10 protein-coding genes are annotated in these 20,350 nt (G+C 46.3%); all 10 read right to left on the bottom strand.

The genetic code is table 11. From position 1 onward, the window contains the following. Positions 1-418 precede the first annotated feature (418 nt). The 10 genes from ACQRBJ_RS00885 to ACQRBJ_RS00930 all read right to left on the bottom strand — a co-directional run bounded on the left by ACQRBJ_RS00885 (position 419) and on the right by ACQRBJ_RS00930 (position 20,171). Entirely contained in the window at positions 419-1,849 is a 1,431-nt protein-coding gene (locus ACQRBJ_RS00885; RefSeq protein WP_445302643.1) for a TolB family protein, read from the bottom strand. Between the two features lie 68 nt (positions 1,850-1,917). Continuing rightward, positions 1,918-3,330 carry a DUF6057 family protein gene (locus ACQRBJ_RS00890; RefSeq protein WP_445302644.1) on the bottom strand — a complete coding sequence of 471 codons (1,413 nt, stop codon included), beginning with the start codon at positions 3,328-3,330 and terminating at the stop codon, positions 1,918-1,920. A gap of 85 nt (positions 3,331-3,415) precedes the next feature. Further along, a complete protein-coding gene (locus ACQRBJ_RS00895; RefSeq protein ID WP_445302645.1) occupies positions 3,416-5,272 on the bottom strand; it encodes a glycoside hydrolase family 43 protein in 1,857 nt (618 codons plus the stop codon). A 175-nt stretch (positions 5,273-5,447) separates the two neighbouring features. Further along, positions 5,448-7,727, bottom strand: a complete 2,280-nt coding sequence (locus tag ACQRBJ_RS00900) for an endo-1,4-beta-xylanase (protein ID WP_445302646.1) — start codon at positions 7,725-7,727, stop codon at positions 5,448-5,450. A gap of 35 nt (positions 7,728-7,762) precedes the next feature. Further along, positions 7,763-8,785 carry a DUF1735 domain-containing protein gene (locus ACQRBJ_RS00905; RefSeq protein ID WP_445302647.1) on the bottom strand — a complete coding sequence of 341 codons (1,023 nt, stop codon included), beginning with the start codon at positions 8,783-8,785 and terminating at the stop codon, positions 7,763-7,765. Between the two features lie 41 nt (positions 8,786-8,826). Beyond that, positions 8,827-10,632 (bottom strand): RagB/SusD family nutrient uptake outer membrane protein, encoded by a 1,806-nt coding sequence (locus ACQRBJ_RS00910; protein ID WP_445302648.1) that lies wholly within the window; start codon positions 10,630-10,632, stop codon positions 8,827-8,829. Between the two features lie 34 nt (positions 10,633-10,666). Next, positions 10,667-13,495: a SusC/RagA family TonB-linked outer membrane protein gene (locus ACQRBJ_RS00915; RefSeq protein WP_445302649.1), complete on the bottom strand. Its 2,829-nt coding sequence runs from the start codon at positions 13,493-13,495 to the stop codon at positions 10,667-10,669. A gap of 48 nt (positions 13,496-13,543) precedes the next feature. Continuing rightward, the gene (locus ACQRBJ_RS00920) at positions 13,544-15,445 is read right to left on the bottom strand and encodes a RagB/SusD family nutrient uptake outer membrane protein (RefSeq protein ID WP_445302650.1); all 1,902 of its coding nucleotides are present in this window, start codon (positions 15,443-15,445) and stop codon (positions 13,544-13,546) included. A gap of 28 nt (positions 15,446-15,473) precedes the next feature. Continuing rightward, positions 15,474-18,647 (bottom strand): SusC/RagA family TonB-linked outer membrane protein, encoded by a 3,174-nt coding sequence (locus ACQRBJ_RS00925; RefSeq protein WP_445302651.1) that lies wholly within the window; start codon positions 18,645-18,647, stop codon positions 15,474-15,476. Between the two features lie 129 nt (positions 18,648-18,776). Beyond that, positions 18,777-20,171, bottom strand: a complete 1,395-nt coding sequence (locus ACQRBJ_RS00930; RefSeq protein WP_445302652.1) for a cellulase family glycosylhydrolase — start codon at positions 20,169-20,171, stop codon at positions 18,777-18,779. Positions 20,172-20,350 lie beyond the last annotated feature (179 nt).

A 20,350-nucleotide genomic window follows, 5' to 3' on the forward strand; every position in this document is an offset into this window, starting at 1 on the left:
AATTCAGTTATAAGATTGAGAGGTTACTCTAATCTGTTGGCAAAGATAGTATAAAAAGTCAGTTATAACTTTATGTGGTGTTACAAATAGTTTATGAAAAAAGGGAAAAGGGATATAAAATAATCTATTTCCAAATAAAGCAACATTTTATACTATATAAAAAAGGTTGACCGTGTCATCACAACACAGCCAACCTTAACGACTAACATCTTTTTTCGGTTAATCTTTGTATGATAAACCTAAAACTAATGTCTTTTAGAGTAATTACTTGGCGTCGTTCCAATATTCAGGAGCGCCAAGACCAGCAGCAAAACCTGCATAGGTATGCTTGCGAAGATAGTTGAGATCCCAGAGACCAGTAGGCTCACCCTTTGTCGTTCCCTATATTTTAGGTGGTGGTAACAAAATCGAGAAAAAATTATTTTTTCTCTATGTCTTTCAACTCCACTTTATCCTTCACGAACTCGGGAATATTGAATGATTTCAAGCACTTGTCGTAGAAATCAGGAGATTTTTGTGGCAGAAGGAATGGCTTGGAAGCCTTGCCGTTCTTGTCGATATGACAAATATAAGGCATCGTATAAAGCCCATTTACTCGGCGCGAGCCAAAGACGAGCCATCTACCATTGCTGCTCCATGAGTGATAACTCTCGGTATCTCGGCTATTGGCAGCCGACAAAGGTTGACATTCCTTGGTTTGGAGATTGATGATACAAAGATCTGCCTCATGATGCCAAATAGGGAAACAACCATAATCGGCTACCGTAACCACCAACCATTTGCCATCTGGCGAAATGCGAGGCATTACGGCACTTTTACCTGTCGTATGAGCTGAAAAAAGCGTATCAACCTCAGTGCCAAAAGCATGATGGGCAGCATCAAAGGCTATGGAACAAACGCTATATTTCACATCCTTATAACGACGAGGCATCTCCACACTATCTGCGGTACAGAAATAGAGACGCTTGCCATCTGGTGAGAAACAAGGATAAGTTTCAAAACTTCGTTGCGAACTCAATAAAGGAGAAGTAAAGATATGGTTGGATGCCAAGTCATAAACCACGACATCCGACTTCTGGTCATAGACCTCAATGCGATTTCTGTCTGATGAGTGAAAACCCTGATGGGTAGCATTGGTTGAGAAAGCGATCAACTTGCCTGAAGGATGCCAAGCTGGATAAACCAACGACTTGATACTATCCACATCGATGCTCAACTTCTTAGCCAAACCATCTCCTTGCATCACGTATGTGCCTCCCAACTTTCCAGCACGCAGATGCAGCATCATCTGTTTGGCATTCCGATTGCAGAAATTGTGACAGTTCATGCAATTATTCCCCGTCACCGTATTCTCCAAGATAGGCGACTGCGAATAATCGGAAAGACAACGTTGATAGATGCCCATCTTGTACCATTGCTCATAGCCTGGTTCGATTAGGCGATAAGCCATATAGGGGTCAATGCGATCAGGCGAGACGTGGATCGAGAAAGGCTTGAGACCACAATTATTCTCACCTCTTCTCACAACTACCTGTACTTCGATGCGAGAAGCGGAAGTTATGAGATTTTTCCAATCACCCTCACCGATACAGACTTCTGTATCATCCGCCTGAACCGTTACGCTCTTTCCATCGTCTGTGGAAAAAATGGCAGCGACAACCTCGCCTGGCTCTTTTTCCACTCGGAAATGGAGCGGAGCCATCTGACTTGGAATCGTTACATTCTGATAATCCGGAAATATCTTAGGCGACTCGGAGAGTTGCTTATCAACAACCACTCGTGAAGAACAACTTGCCAACAAACATAATCCGAGGCAAGCCATCACTACTCTACCGATTCTGCATTTCATTTTATTATATATATAGCACATCATTTTGCAAACACTTATTATTGGATTAACATAATCTAATCACTCTTTCATTCTGGATTTTTACAAAACACTTCCATTGCCTTGGCAAAAGAGGCAGGAATGTGCGGCATAGCCTTCGTTCCCATGTATTGCTTCATCAGAGCCAAGAACTTGGAACGTTGGTTCGCCACGATATACATCGCTCCCAAATACTCCAAAGTGGCACGATGCTCAGGACAAGCCTTGACGATGGAAGCCAAGTCGTTGTCGAAGCCACCGTTGCCCATCAACTTATCATCGGAGAAGATACACTTGCGTTTCATTCCCAACACCTTGTCTGCCCTCACAGCCTTGTCGTTATAGAGAAATCTGCGTCGTTCTTTAGCCCAATCACGGTAAGCCAAGGTTCGCTCCAAAAGCTTGATATATTTCTCTGCCACCGCATAGGCGCCATTCTCGATGTTCGTATCCACCAATCGTTGCCAAAGATATGGGCTTTTATTATCCATGTACTCCTGAGACTCAAAGGCATAAAGCTGCGACATGTTCACATAGCCCATCGCATAATAGACATCCATCATAAGCATGCTCATCTGCAAGGTCTTAAAATCGGAAGCCATGATACTGTTCATGCCTTGCTGGTCAAACATCAGCAGTTTTTCTCCCAGTTCTCCCTTCTCGGCGAGTGCCATATTGCGGCAGAGTTGGAAGGTGACATTGCCCTTGGCACCACGGCTATTGCTACGGTTGATAATCTCATCCCATTGCTGGTGACGAACATAATAATAGATTTTCTTCATATATTCGTCCTGAGCTTGATAGCTAGAAACAAACAGGACAACAACCGCCCCTAGCACAACCACACACTGAGCCATCAAGCCATATTTGCCGAGTTGCTTTTGCAGATAAACATAACAAAGTTGCAACACCCCCACGACCACAGCCATAAGCCAAGGCAGATAAGCCATGAAGTTTAGCGCAGAGCCTTCTCGAACCAAGCAATTTTTTCTTACCACCAAAGCTATCATAGCGACTGCGACAACCTTCAACCAAAGTCTGCAACGAAGTACAACCGCCACCAAGAACATAATCATCACCAAACACACACTGCCCGCAAGCAAACAGCTCATATTGGAAACAAGTGTCATCAGCATCGCAACCGCCGTGATGCAACCTAGGTATCTGGCTCCCTCTTTCACCCATAAGCTTTGGGCATAAGCTACCAAAGTCATCAAGATGCCATACACAACGGGCCCCGCCCCATAACAGAAGAACTGCATAAGGAAGTCTGCCAATACAATAGCCACCCCACCCGGCTTAGCCAAGGTTTGGCATACGGCATCGGCATCCCAATAAAACGTATTCCACTGTTCCAAGTAATAAAAATGGTAAGTAGCGGCAGAATGGCAAATGCATACAAAGACGATGCAGATGCCAAGCCATATCATCAGTTTAGAGTTTATCGTTAATCGTTTCATCATATATGTTATTTTTTACGAACCATTCCCGCTATTAGGAGAAGGCCGATCGGGCCTTACGGCTCAACTGACCTTCTAATTTAGTTTTTTATTGCTTAACAAAAGAATAAGTTTTCTCCGTTCCATCCTCATAACGCGTCTTCACAATGTTCAAGCCATGCTGAGATCTCGGTAACTTTACACCTGACACATTATAAAACTGGCGAGAAACAATACGTTTAGTCTTCGACTCTACTTGCTCAATGGCAGTCAAATCGTTGAATTTATTTTCATCAACAGTCTCTTCTGTCGAGAACCAATCCACATCCACATAGCCTCCATTCTGCTGGGTTGCATAATTAAAGATGGCAAAGCGGTTGCCTGTGAATATCTTGAGGGTATAGCGCATTTCGGTTTCGATGTCCTTGCCCAAATCATACCACTTCTGATTGTCCCAACTGATAAAGAACTTCAATTTATTGGTTTTGAAATTGGCCACTGCCCGAAGATAAATCTTATCGTTGTGCGTAGCGGTAGATGTGCTAAACGTCCTATAATGTTCCTTATCATCTACTACACCCTGCCAATCAGCCTTTGGTTCCCACCAAGGAGCACGATAGTAAACCACTCTTTTCTTCCCGTCGATCATCTTTACTGCAACATAAGCATGGGGGTCTTGGAATACACAAAGCCCAGCCACATCACCTTCCTTCATATGGGATACATCTAAGCAAATCGTGCCATACGTATCGGTGGAAGTAGAGGCACCCTCCTTATCGTACCCAAACATGCGTTGGGTTAAGGTATTGCGCGCCTGTAAGAATTCGTTGAGCTTGGTGTCGGTGCCTTCCTTCACAATGCCCGACGTGTATAAGCGCAAGAATCCAGGTCGTTCGGTCAAAGACCATGCCGAATTGTCAGGATTGTGGTTCCATTCCCACTGCATCCCAAGCTTGTCGGTGTTGAAACCATCATTGGTTGGCAAGTATGTTTTTGGATATTCCTTACCTACATTAGGCTTCTTGTACGACTTGCCACCCTTGCTCACATCAATACCATTGTTACCGAGAATAGGCCATCCATCTTTCCATACCACAGGTTCGAGATACGGAATACGCCCGATAGTACCTGCATCCTTGAAGAGAATCGTCCACCATTCGCCTGTCTGCGTCTGTACCAATCCCCCTTGATGGATGTCCTGCTTTTCGAAAAGCAATCCATCGTGCTCCTCGTATGGTCCGAACGGATCCTTGGAACGGAAGATGGTTTGGCTATGGTCATAACCTCCACCGTATGTGGCATAGATATAATAGTAATCACCGATATGATACATGTGACTGCCCTCCAATCCAGAGTTTGGCTTATTGATAATCTGCTTAGAGGAACCGATGGCATTGAAGTTTTCATCCAACTCGGTCACACTGATTTCATTGTATCCTGCCACCACAAAGCGGCGTCCCGTTGCCTCATCTAAGAGAAGACCAGAATCATAATAGAAGCCATTCAGTTTTTGCACCTTCCACTCACCCTCAGGGTCTGTAGCCGTTAAGAGGAAGTCACCACCATCGGCAAACTTTTCATGGTTGAAGGCGATGAAGTGAAGGTAAAACTTACCTTGGTAGTATTTCAGACTAGGAGCCCATTGCCCTTTGGAATACTGATTATATCCATTCTGAAGATTAAAAGGCTCCGACTCCGCTATTTTTTGGAGAGGATTGGCACAATATTCCCAGTTCACCAAGTCGTGCGACTTCAAGATTGTCGCACCAGGGAAATAGAACATTGTGGTAGATACATAATAATAGGTATCCCCCACGCGGATAATGTCAGGGTCAGGAAAGTCTGAGTTGATGATTGGATTGGTATAAGTGCCATCACCATTGTCAGCACACCACTGCTTGGCATAATTTTGCGCATTCACCTGCAAAGACACCAATAAACCTGCTAAAATTATCAGTTTCTTCATCATTCAATTTATTGAGTTTAGTTTTTCAAAGATATGCCTTTTACACTCAACGCCTTTGCGTGGTGTAAAAAAGAGAATTCAAAAAGGTCAGTCGAGCCTCATGGCTCAACTGACCTGTCACGACTAACATATATTTCGGTTAATCTATTTATATGCTAAAACCTAAACTAATGTCCTATTGCTGCTTATTTGCAAGACCATCAGCAAAACCACCGTAAGCAGGCTTGCGCTGATAGTTGAGGTTCCAAAGACCTACAGGCTGTCCAGGACGCCAACCGCTGTCTGTTGGTGAATCGGTGAGACACCACTGGCAGATACCATACTGCTGACTGACAGGAACGATCTTGAAATACTGCTCGATAATCCACTTGTAGTGTTCAGCCATAGCCTTTTCCTTAGCCACACGCTCTTCAATAGGAAGCTTCTCCAGCTGAGCAGTAGTAACATCTTTGCCATCTTTATCTACATAGCCCATATCGATTTCTGAGATACGGACGAGCTTGCCAGTCTCTGCCATGATCTTGAGCATGTTCTGGATGGCCTTCTTCTTGCTTTCCAGAATCTGTGGATCCTCGTAGTAGCTGATGTGCATCTGTGATCCGATACCATCAATCTTGGTGTTCCAGCCGAGTTCCTGACCCTTCTTTTCCCATACGCCAATCCAGTAAACGAGCGACTTCACCTTCTGGTTGTTGTCCCAGTCAGACTCCAGGTTATAATCGTTGATGAAGAGCTTGAGGTCTTCAGGGGTTGTACCCTCTACCGCAGCATAAGCATCACGAGCCGCCTTCTCTACGATAGGACCATACATCTCTGGTGTAAAGTAATCCTGCCAGTAGAAATCTTGTGGATTATGCTCACTGGTAGCCTCAGTCTGAAGAGCATAGAAGCCATTCACATTACCACCACCTGAGATAGCCTCGTTGATGAGATCCCAAGCCTTCACCTTGCCTTCAGTGGCCTGCATCATGCCACTTATCCATTTGTTCATAGCCCAGGTAAGAGTATCTGATTTCTCCTTAGGAGTGAGAGGGATACCATTACCATACTTTTCACATTTGAAGTCAGGTCCCTGCCAGTTGCTAGCCCAACCGGCTGTTGCATTCTGGGCAAAGTCGCCATTCGCAACAAGATTATCCTCAGTACCTTCCATGACAAGGGTAATATCATCCATATATACACTCTCGGCTTTCTTCATTTTACCGAAGCAGAACTGCAACTTATCATGTGTAAACGCAGCAGTAAACTCCCAAGTATATGTTTTCCAGTCAGTAGTAAGATTCTGAGCTTCACAATACTGCACATCATTACTACCACCCCACTCGTTTTTATTAGGACTGGCATCCCAGATAGGCCAGAAAGCAAATTCCGCAGCAGATGAAGCCTTCAACTTCATCGTCAAGACATACTTAGCGCCCTTTTTCAATGCATTAGGCAACGTATAAACTGCCTGATGATCCCAGGTATTTGAGCCATCCTTAGTTGTGGTATATTTGATACAGAAGTTTCCAGATGCACTTGTACCAGAACCTTGCTTGATTGCAAAAGAAGGTCCCTGCCAGTTGCTACCCCAAGCAGATTTATCATCTTTAGCAAAATCGCCATTAGCCACTAAGTTGGTTTCAGTGCCATCCTTTACCAATTTGACATCATCGAAATCGATGCTACCACCTAACTTACCGAAACAAAATTGCAACATATCATGAGGAAACGATGCATTAAAAGTCCAGGTAACCGTTTTCCATTCTGTAGAAACTTTCTGAGCTGGCAAGTACTGAACATCATTACTACCACCCCACTGGTTCTTGTTAGAACTAGCATTCCAGATTGGCCAAAAATCAAGATCACAATCTTGTGATGCTTTCACTTTCATTGAAAAAGTATAAGCACCCCCTTTTTCCAATGGCGTAGCCAACTTGTAGGTAGCCTGATTATCCCAGGGATTTGAGCCAGCCTTTTCTGTGGTATATCTAATATACTGATTGCCGTCGCCCGGCGCCTCAGGAATAGGCTTATCTGCAATCAGCCCGTTCAAATACTTGCTAGGCTGCTGAGCATGCCAGGCAAGCGTATGACCATAAACTGTTAACCCTGCATCTTCTGCTGCACGTACAAAGGAAGATACCTTACTGAAATCCATCTCACCCTGATTGTTGACACAGGAAGCCATCTTCATGGCATTGCCTGCAACAATCTCATCAAAGTTATGGGCTGCAAGACGGAAGAGAGGACCCTGCTGGTTGAACTCGTCCACGGCAAGTGCTGCACTTACCTTAAAGCCAGGATGAGCATCACGATCCAGATACTCCTTCAATGGCGCATAGTCGTTGAGGTACTCATACTGAGCGATGGTCTGAGGCTTCTCGACGTCATATTTCCAGTCATCCCAGTCTGCACAGCTGCCCAAAACAAATGGGCAGACCAGTGCAGATATAATATATTTATTTACTTTCATACTACTAAATTCATTTTCATTAGTTTGTTACGAAATTACTTCCATGACTCAAGCTTGTTGCCACGACTCATCATAGACATCACATAGTCGGCAGAGATGTTCCATGTTTTCTCGTGCTCTGCATCACCGGCGTTGGTCACTACAGTAGCATTAAACTTGATCTTCAGACAATCAGCCATGCGGTTCTTGTCGCTGAAATCCTGAATGCCACGAGGAGCAAAAGTACCAGTACCGATCTCCTTGCCATCCTGAAGAACCTTACAGTTTTCACCATTGAATGCCAGCGTCAAGGTCATCTCCTTGGTTGCATCAATCTGGCTCCAGCTATGCGTTGCATCATCATACTTCCACTCCTTTATCGGATAAGAGAAAGTGATGGAAGATGTGTTGAAATCTACTGTTGAAACCACATCCAGGGCATCCTCATTCTTGTGGGTAATGGTCTTCAAATCCTGGATATTGGTAGTTCCAGTCTTGCAATACATACCTGAGTACTGATTCTTGTACTTCACACAGATCATCTGGTAGTTCTGCTTTTCAATGATAGAATCACCAGTGAGGGAAGAAACGAGTCTTACAGGCAGCACATAGTGAGTAGTAGCAGCCTTCGGATCGTTGAAGAAGGCATCAGTAAGATGCACTGTTGTACCACCAATAATCTTTCCCTTAGGGATAGTCAGGGTGTTAGGATCCTCCAGGGTATAGTAGGATTCAGGGAGCACCTCCATACCACTGCCTTCTGGCAGAAGAGAAGGATCTATCTGATAGCTGATCTTACAGTCCTTGGTATTCTTGTAGCCACCACCCCAAGTTGCCTGCAACTTGAACTGATGAGCATTGTCGTCGGTATTTACCGCATCATCGTCATTACCGAGGGTGATAACGCGGATAGGTGCCTGCATAGCGAAATATACAGATATCTTACCGTTGTTGCCACCATTGCCTGTTCCTCCCTGAAGACTATCTTCCCAATCTCCGTTTGAACAAGAGGTAGAAAGACCAGCTACCAAGGCAAGTCCCATGATTGCAGTTCCTATTTTTCTGAATGTTTTATTCATAATCTTCTTTTTTTTCTTTTTATTACCAAATGTTGTTCTTTTTACCATCCTGTGTTCTGAACGAGTGATGGGAAATTAAGAATCTGGTCGTATGGCACAGGACCATAGAAGGCATTCTCCTTGAAGTTACGTGTTTCCACTGAGATTGGAGTATATTTCTTGCTACCCTCTTCGTTGGTGATGCTCATACCCTTTGCCTCCTCTGTGAGGTTAGCCTTCCAGCGACGGAGATCCCAGAAGCGGAAGCCTTCGAAGCAAAGCTCGATGCGGCGCTCGTTTCTGATCAACTCACGCATCTTTTCCTTGCTCTGTGCACACTCGTCCAGGTATGGATCTTCACCAAACTCTCCCAAGCCTGCACGCTCACGGATTGCCTTGATTACATCGTAGGCTGAGTAACCTGTGCCACCCTTAGGACCATAAGCCTCATTGGCTGCCTCGGCATAATCCAGATAAAGCTCTGTGTAACGGATACGGGCTGTATAATGATAAGCCTTGCCGTTAACCGTAGGATCCAGGTTGATGTCCTGACGGAGGAGCTTCTTCATATAGTAACCTGTGCGGGTTGACTTGGAAACATCCTTGTTGAGACCATCGAGATTGTCTGCGTTATCTGCCTGTGTATTGATGACAGTATTTCCTGAACCTGCTTTCTGACCGTTATAGATAATGTACTTAGCCAGACGTGGGTCACGGTTTGCGTATGGATTAGCTGGGTCATAATCGCTCTTCTTATCTGTAATAGGATAACCGTTGGCTGCAGGGAATGCATCTACAAGATTCTGGGTTGGATTGATACGACCCTGACCATAGATTGATGGTGGGTAGTTCTTGGTCTCCAAATCATTGTTCTCGCTCTTCTCTGTACGCCAGAGTACTTCCTTAGGACATTCTGCCGCATCAAGATCCTTCATGTTTGGGTCTGCATACCACTCCAAACCATTTATATCGATGCCTGAGATGCCACCATTGAGGTCGAGCACAGCCTTGGCATATTTGGCAGCCTGCTCGTAGGTTACGCCGCTGCCATCGGCAAAGGCTGGAGATGCAGCCATCAATGTAGCCTGTGCAAGAACGGCACGGGCGATACGACCACTTAAGCGTCCGGCGAAGTTGGAACCAAGTACACGATTGTAAGTAGCCTTTGTAACTGTATAGGATTTGCCAAGGCAATTAACGGTCATTGTCTCGTTATCCGTATCCTTGTAGTCAACAGGAAGTACACGTACAGCCTCTTCTGCATCCTCAATGAGCTGCTTCATGCAGTCGGCAAAAGAAGCACGCACCTCCAGAGAATTGAAATCTGAGTTTACATCCGTTGGCTCAAGAATATTAGGCACACCGAGGAGTGTTCCATTGGCCCAACCACCATGGGCACGGAGCAGATAGTACATAAAGAGTGCTCTCAAACCCTTTGCCTCGCCGATATAACGCTGCTCATACATGGCACGCACAGTCTCATCGCTGTTCCAGTTTACCTTATCCACATTGGCAAGGAAGAGGTTAATATACTGGATGGCTGCACGGCAGTCGCGCCAGGCTTCCACCGGATTGTTGCTTGAAGTCCAGCTATCTACGCCAGTCATCTTACGCAAAGATTCGGTGGCATCGTTGCTCACTGCATCGTCTGTAGCGACATCGTTGAACCTGTATTCGCGGTTTGGCAAACGGGTATAGGCGTTGCCAAGCACACCATCAGCATAGTCAGGATGGTCGTACATATACTCGAAACCCAGATGGTTTTCGATGGCAGGCTCGAACATATCGTCGCAGCTTGTCAGTCCTATCGAAAGAGCCAGTCCGAGCACCACTCCACCAATTTTATATTTTGATAGTAAGTTGTTCATCACTTTTGTCATTTTCGTTATCTTTATTTTTATATTAGAACTCAACCTTTGCACCGATGGTGAAACTGCGGGTTTGAGGAGCAGAATCTACATTGCGTTCCATCTGCTTGCGCTCACCGGCTATCGTCAGGAGGCTGCTGCCATTGACATATACCTGCAAGCCCTTCACCAAACTGTTGTCTCCGAAGAGAGACTTGTTGAAGTCGTAGGTAAGCTGCACGCGGCTCAAGTCGATACGGTCGGTTGAATACATCCAGTAGTCGGAAGCACAGAAGTTGTTGTCACTACTCTGTGTTGTCAGACGAGGATAGGTGATAGACTCACCGTTCTTGTATTTACTCTCTGTCCAGGCGCCGAGTACCACGTCACTGTACTTACGCTCACCGTAAACCCAGTTGTAGGTATCGTCCTTGAGAGCATTGCCACCAAACTGACCTGTCAACATGGCGAAGAGAGTGAAGTTCTTGTACTTCAAGGTAAGATTCATACCACCGGTGAACTTGGCGCTCCAGCGACCGATAACCACGCGGTCCTTGCTGTCGATGATATTATCACCATTCTGGTCCTTGTATCTCAGATCACCAGGCTTCACAGTACCTAAAGAGCTCTTGACCTTATCATTTTCAATTTCATCCTTACTGTTGTAGTAGCCTAAGCACTCATATCCCCAAAGGGCATCAGTGAGCTTGCCTTCTGTACGCATGTAGTCATACTCTACATTCTCTGCAACCTTCAGGTTCTTTGAACTGTTGGTCTGTCCGAATGCCTGGATAGCATATTCGAAGTCTCCCACCTTGTCTTTGTAACCGAGAGAGAAGTCAACACCTGTGCGGCGATTCTTACCATAGTTGACGTATGGCACGAATGTAGATACAGGCCAGTAGGTATGCATGTAGCTCGGATAGATATAGTCTGGCTGAGCAAGCAAACCATCGGTCACTGTGTTGTAGTAGTTCACGGCAAAGCTGAGTCGGTTGCCGAACAAGGCACCATTCAAACCTACGTTGAACTCCTTACGCTTGATGAAGCCCAGCTTGTCGTTACCACCACGCTGTGAGTCGGAAGTCTGGATGCTGTTGTTGGCGTCAGACCATCCCCACCATGTACCGGTAGCCGTGAAGATATTCTCATACATGAAGTACTCTTTGATATCAAGATCCTGGTTCAATACGGTATAGCCTGCGGTAAGACGGAGGTCATCGAGCCAGTTTACATCCTTCAGGAAATTCTCTTTAGAGAGTCTCCAGCCGAGAGTTGCCGATGGAGAGATGGCATTACGGTTGCCCTCAGGAAGCTTGGCTGAGTGTACTGCATTGGCAGCCAGGTCGGCATAGTACTTATGTGCATAGTTGTATGACACGAGAAGTCCCAGGTTGGCATTGCTTACCTTGTGATACTCACCGCTGATGGTCTGCTGATAACCATTGGCGAGCAAGGTGGCATTCACATTGTGATTGCCGAAGGAGTTAACGTAGTCAAACTGACCGGTCCAGGCAAGCGTCTGGCGCTCTTTTGAGTTGCTGGAGTTCAGCGTACCTGTATGCTTATCCTCACCATACTGTGTGACGGAACCGATAACCTGCTTGCCATCAAACTGTGTCCAGTTGACACCGAAGGTTGCATAACTGTCGTTCAAGGATGTGGTGTATGACGTAGAATAGTCAACCGCAAACATGGTCTTGAAGCTCAATCCCTTGAGCACAGAAGACAGATCAAACTTGACACCCGTATCAAACTGCATCTGGCGGGATGTCCAGGTGTTGTAGCCTGCTGCATACATATCTGCGAAGGCATTGGTCTGGTCTTCCTGTGTAGCACCCAGGAAATACTGTCCGGCTGGCAATCCCGCAGGATTGGTGATGATATTTCTTGAGTTATTGATGAGAGCCAGCGAATTGGCATCCATCGGGTCAAGATATGATAGCGGGATGAATGGAGCCACACGGTTAGGACGCAATTTGGAAGCAGCCTCCCAGAACTTGGAGTTTGAACCATGCTGGTTATAGTAGGTAGCGTTGGCATTCACCCAACCAGAAGCCCAGTCTGCGAGCTGGAGGTCGATGTTACCACGTACGTTCAGGCGGTCGGTATAGTTGTTCTTTCCTTCACCGAAATTCAGGAAATCACCCTCGCGGTAGTAGCTCACGTTGGTATAGAACTGTGCAAACTTACCACCACCTTCGAACTCAGCCGTCACATCGTAGCGAGACTTGGTCTTCTTGAGATAATCAGAATTATAGAACTGCTGGTTTGGATAACGGTAAGGATTGGTACCTGCAGCCGTGTTATAGATGTCTTCAGCTGAATATTTAGCAGAAAGACCATCGTTGGCAAGTGCCTGATTGTAAAGCGTCATATACTGCGCACCATCGAGGTAGGTAGGATAAGACTTCGCTACACTCATCTGATAGTTGGCACGTGCTGTAATCTTCAGCGGTTCAATCTTACCACGCTTTGTTGTGATGAGAATGGCACCCTTTGCAGCACGGCTACCGTAGAGAACAACGGCAGAAGCACCCTTGAGGAAGGTAATGTCTTCAATCTCCGTTGGCAAAACATTGTTTGCATCACGTGGCACACCGTCAATCAGCACAAGTGCATCACCCTGGTTCCACAGCGACCCGTTATAACCTGCAGCCAAAGCCTGCATGTTATCGAGGCTATAGGTATTATAGTTCTTCTCCAGCAGATTCTTCACATTGACCGTGCTGACAGGAGTGATTACATCACGGGCATCCGCCTTGCGGAATGCCACGTTGATGGTGTCTGCTTCTGTGGCATCCTGTGCCATCACTCCTTGTGCAGAGAGAGCGAAGAGGGAAACCGGAAGAATCGCTTTATATCTTGAAATTATGTTGCTCATAATTTTTTCTTCTTTATTCTTTTAATTGTTTTCTTGATTCACACTCTATTACCAACCTGGATTCTGGAACATCTCAGGATAGATACTGGTGTCTTTCTTCTTCAAAGGCATCCACCAGTGCTTGCTTGTGAAGTGGCGGGTAAGAATGGTCTTCTCCTTGAAACCGGAAACCTCGGTGTTCTGTGGATTCTTTGGATCAAACTCGCCTGCACGTACAAACTCCTGAGAGGTCTTGATGTTGTAAGGTGCCTTGTCGAGAAGCAACCAGCGGCGCAGGTCGTTGAAACGATGACCTTCGAAAGCAAGCTCTACGGCACGCTCGCGGCGAACCTCATCCATGAACTTGTCCTTGTTGCCGGTAAACTTAGCTGCAACACCGGCTACACCGGCACGCTCGCGAATCTTGTTCACTGCATCGAGAGCTGTGAGTGAGCACTTGGCTGAAGCGGTGGCTCCACCTACGGCTGCACAAGCCTCGGCATACATCAGATAACAGTCGGCAAGACGCAGGTAAGGCACATCAATGTACAACTTGTTGAAAGTTGCACCCATATCATAGTTGTTGGCGATCATAGGAATGAACTTATAGAGCAGGTAACCAGTGCGGCTCTCGTTGGTATCGTCACGGTAAGTACCACCTGTATAGAGGTTGGCATATCGGTTGGCATCCGGCTTGATCTCTCCCTCTACCACCTTTACTCCATCATATACGATGTCGTGATAGAAACGTGGGTCACGGTCCTTCCAAGGATGGGTTTTGTCGAAACCAGACTCCGGGTCATCGAGAGGAAGACCATTCTTCATACCATAATAGTTTACGTAGTTGGCTGTAGGCTGTGAGTAAACCTGACCACCTGTAAGAATCTGACCGCCAAACTCGGTGAACACTCCGAAGTGAGAGTTCTGCCATGCATCAGCTGGAATATCACGGAGAATATTCTCGGTAGAACCTGGAGGAAGCATGTTCTTGTTCCAGGTATAGAACAGATCTGAGTAATCAGCAAAATCCACGAGTTTGTACTGGGTCTGTCCGGTCTCAACAAGAGTAAGGAGTTCGCCAAGTGCCTCGGCAGCCTGCTGTGCATAGTTGGTATCGTAATCGTAGGTGCTGGCATTGCCGTTTACATTCATCTTGTCATCGCAGTTCTTCACCAGTGGAGAAGCTGCCCACAAGAGCGATTTGCCTTCATAGGCAAGTGCGGTAATCTTGTTGATGCGGAAGCCATTCTTACCTAATGTATTGCGACCAACAGAAGACTTATCCCAGTCGATAGGCAGAAGCTCTGCAGCCTCACGGAAGTCTTTAGCAGCCTTCTCGGCACATGCCTGACAAGTCTCGCGAGGAAGAGTCATTGGCTTGTCTGCAGCTACAGTATGATCAATATATGGCAGACCGCCGAAATACTGCATCAGCTGGAAATGAAGCCATCCACGGAAGAAGAGCAACTGACCCTTGATGGTATTCTTCTCCTCCTGAGTGGCAGCCGTCATCAGATCCATATTCTCCAGACCCAGATTTGCCTTTCGGATACCATACCATGCAGCCTTCCAGAGACCACGCTTGAAACGGCCATCAGGAGCAAGAGGATCAAACTTATCCCCCTGGTCCATGAAGCTTGCACCCCATCCGTCGTACTCTTTCTGCCAGCCCCAGAAGTCACCCTGGTCAACCTTGTAGCTCATGTGATAGTTGATACCCACTGCCTGGATATCATCCTCACCCCAGTTCCAGGACGTGGTCCAGTAACTCTTGGAGAAGTCAGGAATACAGAGATAAAGCTCTTCTGTAAAGCCCTGGAAATTCTTGAAATTCTTGAAAGCAGCCTCTGCAGATACATCCGATTCTGGTGACTTGTCAAGATAGTCTGTACAGCTGGTAGTCATGGCGAGAGAACATCCCAATGCCAACGCCAGGCAGGCAGACTTATATTTAGAAATTATTCTTGTCATAATAAATAATGTGTTATATTAACGCTGTTTACAACTCTAACTTGATACCGAAGTTGATACGCTTCATTGTAGGGTATGCACCCTGAGAAGCAAGACCTGTACCTGCGAAGTTCGACTCACGGTCGTCAGGCATATCAGTCCAGAGGAAGAGGTTGTTACCATTTACATAAACCTTCAACATCGAGAGACCGAGACTCTTGATCCATCCGTCATTCCAGGTATAAGCCACCTCCAGGTTCTTCAAGCGGCAGAACGAACCATCGTAGAGGAAGCGGGTACCCTCATAGTAACTTGGAGTAGAGTTCATACGGAGTGAAGGAATACCGTCTGGAGTTGATGGTGACCAGTAAGCACCCTCCTTGAACACCGTGTGAAGGTATGGCTTAGGCAGTGAGTTGAATGCTACATAGCGGCTCACGTTGTTCACGCCATAGAACTGCGCAAAGATACTGAATCCCTTGTAGTCAATACCGATAGTGGCATTGTAGGTGTTCTGAGGAGTACCTGTAAAGCCATAAGGCGCACTATCATTGGTATCAATCACACCGTCACCATTGAAGTCGGTGATGATATACTGACCTGGCAACTTCTGGTTGTCGTTGGTATTGTGAGGAGTCATGGCGATGACATCATCCCAAGACTGTGCTGTACCATTGTCGAGATAGCTCTTGCCCTGTCCGATGGAGAATCCAACGTTCTTCTGGTATGCAGGAAGCAACGCTGGGTCGTCATGCTCGGTAACAACATTTTTTGCATGCGTCATGTTCATGTTGGCATAGGCATGGATACCGTTGGCAAAATCATACTGCAGTCGAACTTCAAGCTCATAACCTGTGGTCTTGGTCCTACCCTTGTTCATGTAAGGAGCAGAAGCACCGAAATAGGAAGGCACCGAACGGCTGCCGCCGGCAATCATGATGTCGGAACGCTTCTCGCTGAAGAACTCAAGCGAACCGGCTACGAGACCACCGAGGAAAGCATAGTCGATACCGAAGTTCTTCTTAATGGCCTTCTCCCAATGGATATCTGGGTTACCTACCTTTGCTTCCTTATACCAGGTGTAAATGGATTCGCTGTTTGGGTTGGTTGAATCAAGATGGGTCTTGCCACCATAAGCCCAAGTGGTCTGGTAGAGCCAGCGTTCCCATACATTATCCTCACCAATCTCTCCATAAGAGTAGCGAAGCTTGAGGATATCAATCAGATTTCTACCGAATACCTTTGTTTCTGTCACTGGCTTGAACCATTTCTCGTTGGCTACGTTCCAACCGATAGCACCTGAATTGAAGAAGGCGAAACGATTGTCCTTGGAGAACTTCTCCGAACCGTTGTAGGCACCGTTATACTCGAACATGTAGCGGTCGTCATAATTATAGGTGGTACGGAATGCCCAGTCCTCACGGTAGTTGGTAAACTCAGAACCCGTAGCACGCTCAGAGCGGTTGAATACGCCCATGGCGGTTACATCGTGCTTGCCGAACTTGCGTCCCCAATAGAGCTGTGCCTGATAGAAGAGGTTACGCTGGGTAAGATTGTTGTTGAGCGCACCTGCATCAGTCTTCCATGCGATGGTCTCCACAAAATCGAAGTTGTTGTGTCCCGCAGGCTTCTCCTTATAGGTTACCACACCAGTAACAGGGTCGATATACTTATACTGGGCAGCATGGTTGAGGTCGTTGATACCTCGGCTTGCCTCCACAAACACGTTGTCCCAAGATACGAGGGCAGATGCCTTCAGACCCTTTGTAATAAAGGAAAGATCCTGCTCGAGCGTAAAGTCGGTGTTGATACGGGTTGTGGTGGTTGACTGCTCACCATGAAGTGCAAGATTGGTTACAGAGTTAGGTGAACCTTGATCATCTTTAGGGAAATAGCCCCAAACACCATCGCTATACTGTGGCAGGAAGGTATCATGAGGTGCAGAGTAAGCTGCCTGCCAAAGCTGGGTCTCAGCCCATGAGCCCTTGTCAAGTCCGTAAGGAGACTTGCGGATACCATGGCTACCCGAAAGGTTTGCCTTCAGCATGGTAGTCTTGGTGAGCTGGAAGTCGAGGTTGGAACGAACGTTGATACGGTTGAATCCGTAACCACTGGTATAACCACGATTGTTATCCCACTCGCGGAAGAGGTCACCCTCGTGCTGATAGTCGATGGCTGCATAATACTTCACTGCCTTGGTACCACCAGCGATATTCACATTGGCATTGTAAGACATGGCGTAGTCCTTGAAGAGTTCCTTCTGCCAATCTACATCAGGATAACGCTCGCTCATCAGGAATCCGGTCTCCGGATCAATACTGCCTGCAGGAGCATTATATTTGTTGATGAAGTCGGTAGAGCGGATGTCACCCCAGCTTGAAGGTGAGAGTCCCAACTCATGCTTGATTGCCTGGTTCACATAATAGAGCGCATCGGCTGAACCGTAGGTCTCAGGCAACTTAGACACCAGCTTGATCGCAGAGCTTGCACTGGCAGAAATCTTAGCCTTGCCTTCTGTACCACGCTTGGTGGTAATCAGAATAACACCATTCGCACCCTTCACACCATACACGGCGGTGGCAGAAGCATCCTTCAATACAGAAATAGACTGTACGGAATGGATATCAACACTCGACATAGGTCGCTCGATACCATCTACAAGTACGAGAGGATCTGAAGAGTTCCAGGAGCTCACACCACGAATCACAATCTTAGGATCCTCATCACCAGGCATACCTGATGAAGATGATGTAATCACACCAGGCAGATTACCTGTCAGGGCAGAACCGATATCAGATACACCACCTGCGCGTTCCAGCACCTTACCTGTGGTCTGGGTAATGGCACCTACGACAGATGCCTTCTTTTGCTGACCATAACCAACGACTACAACTTCGCCGATGGCATTGTCGTCTTCGAGGGTAAGTTTGAACTCTCTCTTCGTACCAATCTTTACTTCCTTGGTCTTCATACCCACGTATGTAAATACGAGGATAGAATTCTCTGAAGGAACACTGATACTGAAATTACCATCAAAGTCGGTGACAGCACCGACACCGGCGTTTCCTTTCACTTTTACAGTGGCACCTATGAGAGGCTCACCTGTACCGTCAACAAGATTACCCTTGACCTGGATCTTCTGAGCCTGAGCATTCAGGCTGCAGAAAGCTCCCACCAAGCATAAGGCTGCTGTCCGTTTCATTGTTAACACTTGTTCAATCATGTTCTATTCATTTTTGATTTATGTTTTATAGTTTATGCATTCACATTTTATATGATTGTCTATTCACGGGTGCAAAGATACTTGTTTCATTTCAGATGCACTTTGTCTCTTGTAACAGATACTTTGCCGTTAATAACAAACTTTAAAAGAACGAATCTTACCAGCTTTTAACACTTGTTTTATTACATAGACACCTTTTTGAGGTTTATTCACTTTTTCACCAGCTATATTATAAAAATAGGTGGCGACAACCGCAGCATCGTTCACTTTTTGCTCAATTCCCGTTTCTGTTTGTTTCAGATACCACTCTTTATACCAGTTCATACAGGCATAGCCGCAGCACTCTTCAAAGAGATTGTGCTTCTTGGCATTCTGGAAACCCGGAATCACCTTGCCGGTCTTCAGATACTCATCAATGTCATAGTACTCCTGCGGATGGGTAAGGGTCATGCCGATATTGCCGAAATGGTCGTGAACAGCCTTCCATGCCAATCCCCATTTCGAGGTGGATGCCGTTGCCCAGCTGCCCAGGTTAGGCTGAGTCCACTGGCCCCATTCGTTGTAGTGACCTTCGTTCGCCTTGTCAGGATCTTCCGGACTCCAGTCTATCTCCGTTACCATGATAGGCTTCGTCTCTACCATCGGCACCTGACTCTTGAAGTTGCGGATAAAGGTATCGTGATTGCAGTTCTTGTCGGTCATGTTGCCATACCAGCCGGAATATACATGTACGGCATACGAGAAATTATCCTCACTGTCGGTGATAGGATACTTGGCGTAGTTCTGATATTGGCTCTGATAACCTGCACCCGGAACCCAGATAATTCCCTTGAAACCCTGCTCGCGAATCACATCCACCACCGGCTGGAAGTAATCATGCAATGCTTTATCCGAATTAGATCCATCACTCAGATGAACCCTCACCGGCTCGTTGGCAAGTTCGATGGAGATCAATCCAGAGTTCTGCTGGATATACTCATCAGCAGCAAAAGCTTTCCATACAGCCTTCAGATAGCGATTATATTTGTCGTCAACGCTGATGTCGCCAGGGCAGACGCCAGGTGGACGAACGATGACGTAAAGCCCATGAGCGATGGCATCCTTAATCAATGGAATATAAAGTTTCTGGAGATATAGGCGATAACGCGCCATGCTGAACGCCGAGATGTCAGCCTCATTCTCTGCCTTCTTCGATGGATCGTTGGTCCAGCAAGGATCCATGTGCAGACGGAACACGGTGCAGTAAGCTCCCTGCTCCTTGTCGGTAATAGCAGCAAACTGCTTAGAGAAATATTCCAAGCAAGGCTGGATGTCGGCTTCAGAATAGTCAGCCTTCCACTGCTGCCATCTCCAACCGTTGAAGTATCGGTTTGGCGTATCCATTACGCCATGCAAGACAACCGTCTTACCTGTGGCATCGACAAGGTTCTTTCCTTCTACATGCAGGGCAGGAAGATTGTCAGCCGCATTGCCAAGCAATGACACCATGGTCATCGCCAAGCCAAGTATTATTTTCTTTTTCATATCTAGTTGTTGTTTTTAGATTCTATCATATTTTGTAAAATAGAATGGCGCGTAATCACTACGCACCATTCTTAGAAAACCAATTAATCATGAGCCTATAGCAACATGATATCTTGAATGTTATAAACCAAATTAAATCTAAACGTTAGTAAACCTAACTATTAATAAACCTAACTATT

The organism is Prevotella sp. SGI.167, from assembly GCF_050313615.1.
Taxonomy (GTDB): Bacteria; Bacteroidota; Bacteroidia; order Bacteroidales; family Bacteroidaceae; genus Prevotella.

Bases quoted from the DNA above. Each gene is read 5' to 3' on its own strand.
- ACQRBJ_RS00910 (WP_445302648.1), bottom strand. From the start codon at position 10,632: ATGAACAACTTACTATCAAAATATAAAATTGGTGGAGTGGTGCTCGGA.
- ACQRBJ_RS00930 (WP_445302652.1), bottom strand. From the start codon at position 20,171: ATGAAAAAGAAAATAATACTTGGCTTGGCGATGACCATGGTGTCATTG.
- ACQRBJ_RS00890 (WP_445302644.1), bottom strand. From the start codon at position 3,330: ATGATGAAACGATTAACGATAAACTCTAAACTGATGATATGGCTTGGC.
- ACQRBJ_RS00900 (WP_445302646.1), bottom strand. From the start codon at position 7,727: ATGAAAGTAAATAAATATATTATATCTGCACTGGTCTGCCCATTTGTT.
- ACQRBJ_RS00920 (WP_445302650.1), bottom strand. From the start codon at position 15,445: ATGACAAGAATAATTTCTAAATATAAGTCTGCCTGCCTGGCGTTGGCA.
- ACQRBJ_RS00905 (WP_445302647.1), bottom strand. From the start codon at position 8,785: ATGAATAAAACATTCAGAAAAATAGGAACTGCAATCATGGGACTTGCC.
- ACQRBJ_RS00895 (WP_445302645.1), bottom strand. From the start codon at position 5,272: ATGAAGAAACTGATAATTTTAGCAGGTTTATTGGTGTCTTTGCAGGTG.
- ACQRBJ_RS00885 (WP_445302643.1), bottom strand. From the start codon at position 1,849: ATGAAATGCAGAATCGGTAGAGTAGTGATGGCTTGCCTCGGATTATGT.
- ACQRBJ_RS00915 (WP_445302649.1), bottom strand. From the start codon at position 13,495: ATGAGCAACATAATTTCAAGATATAAAGCGATTCTTCCGGTTTCCCTC.
- ACQRBJ_RS00925 (WP_445302651.1), bottom strand. From the start codon at position 18,647: ATGATTGAACAAGTGTTAACAATGAAACGGACAGCAGCCTTATGCTTG.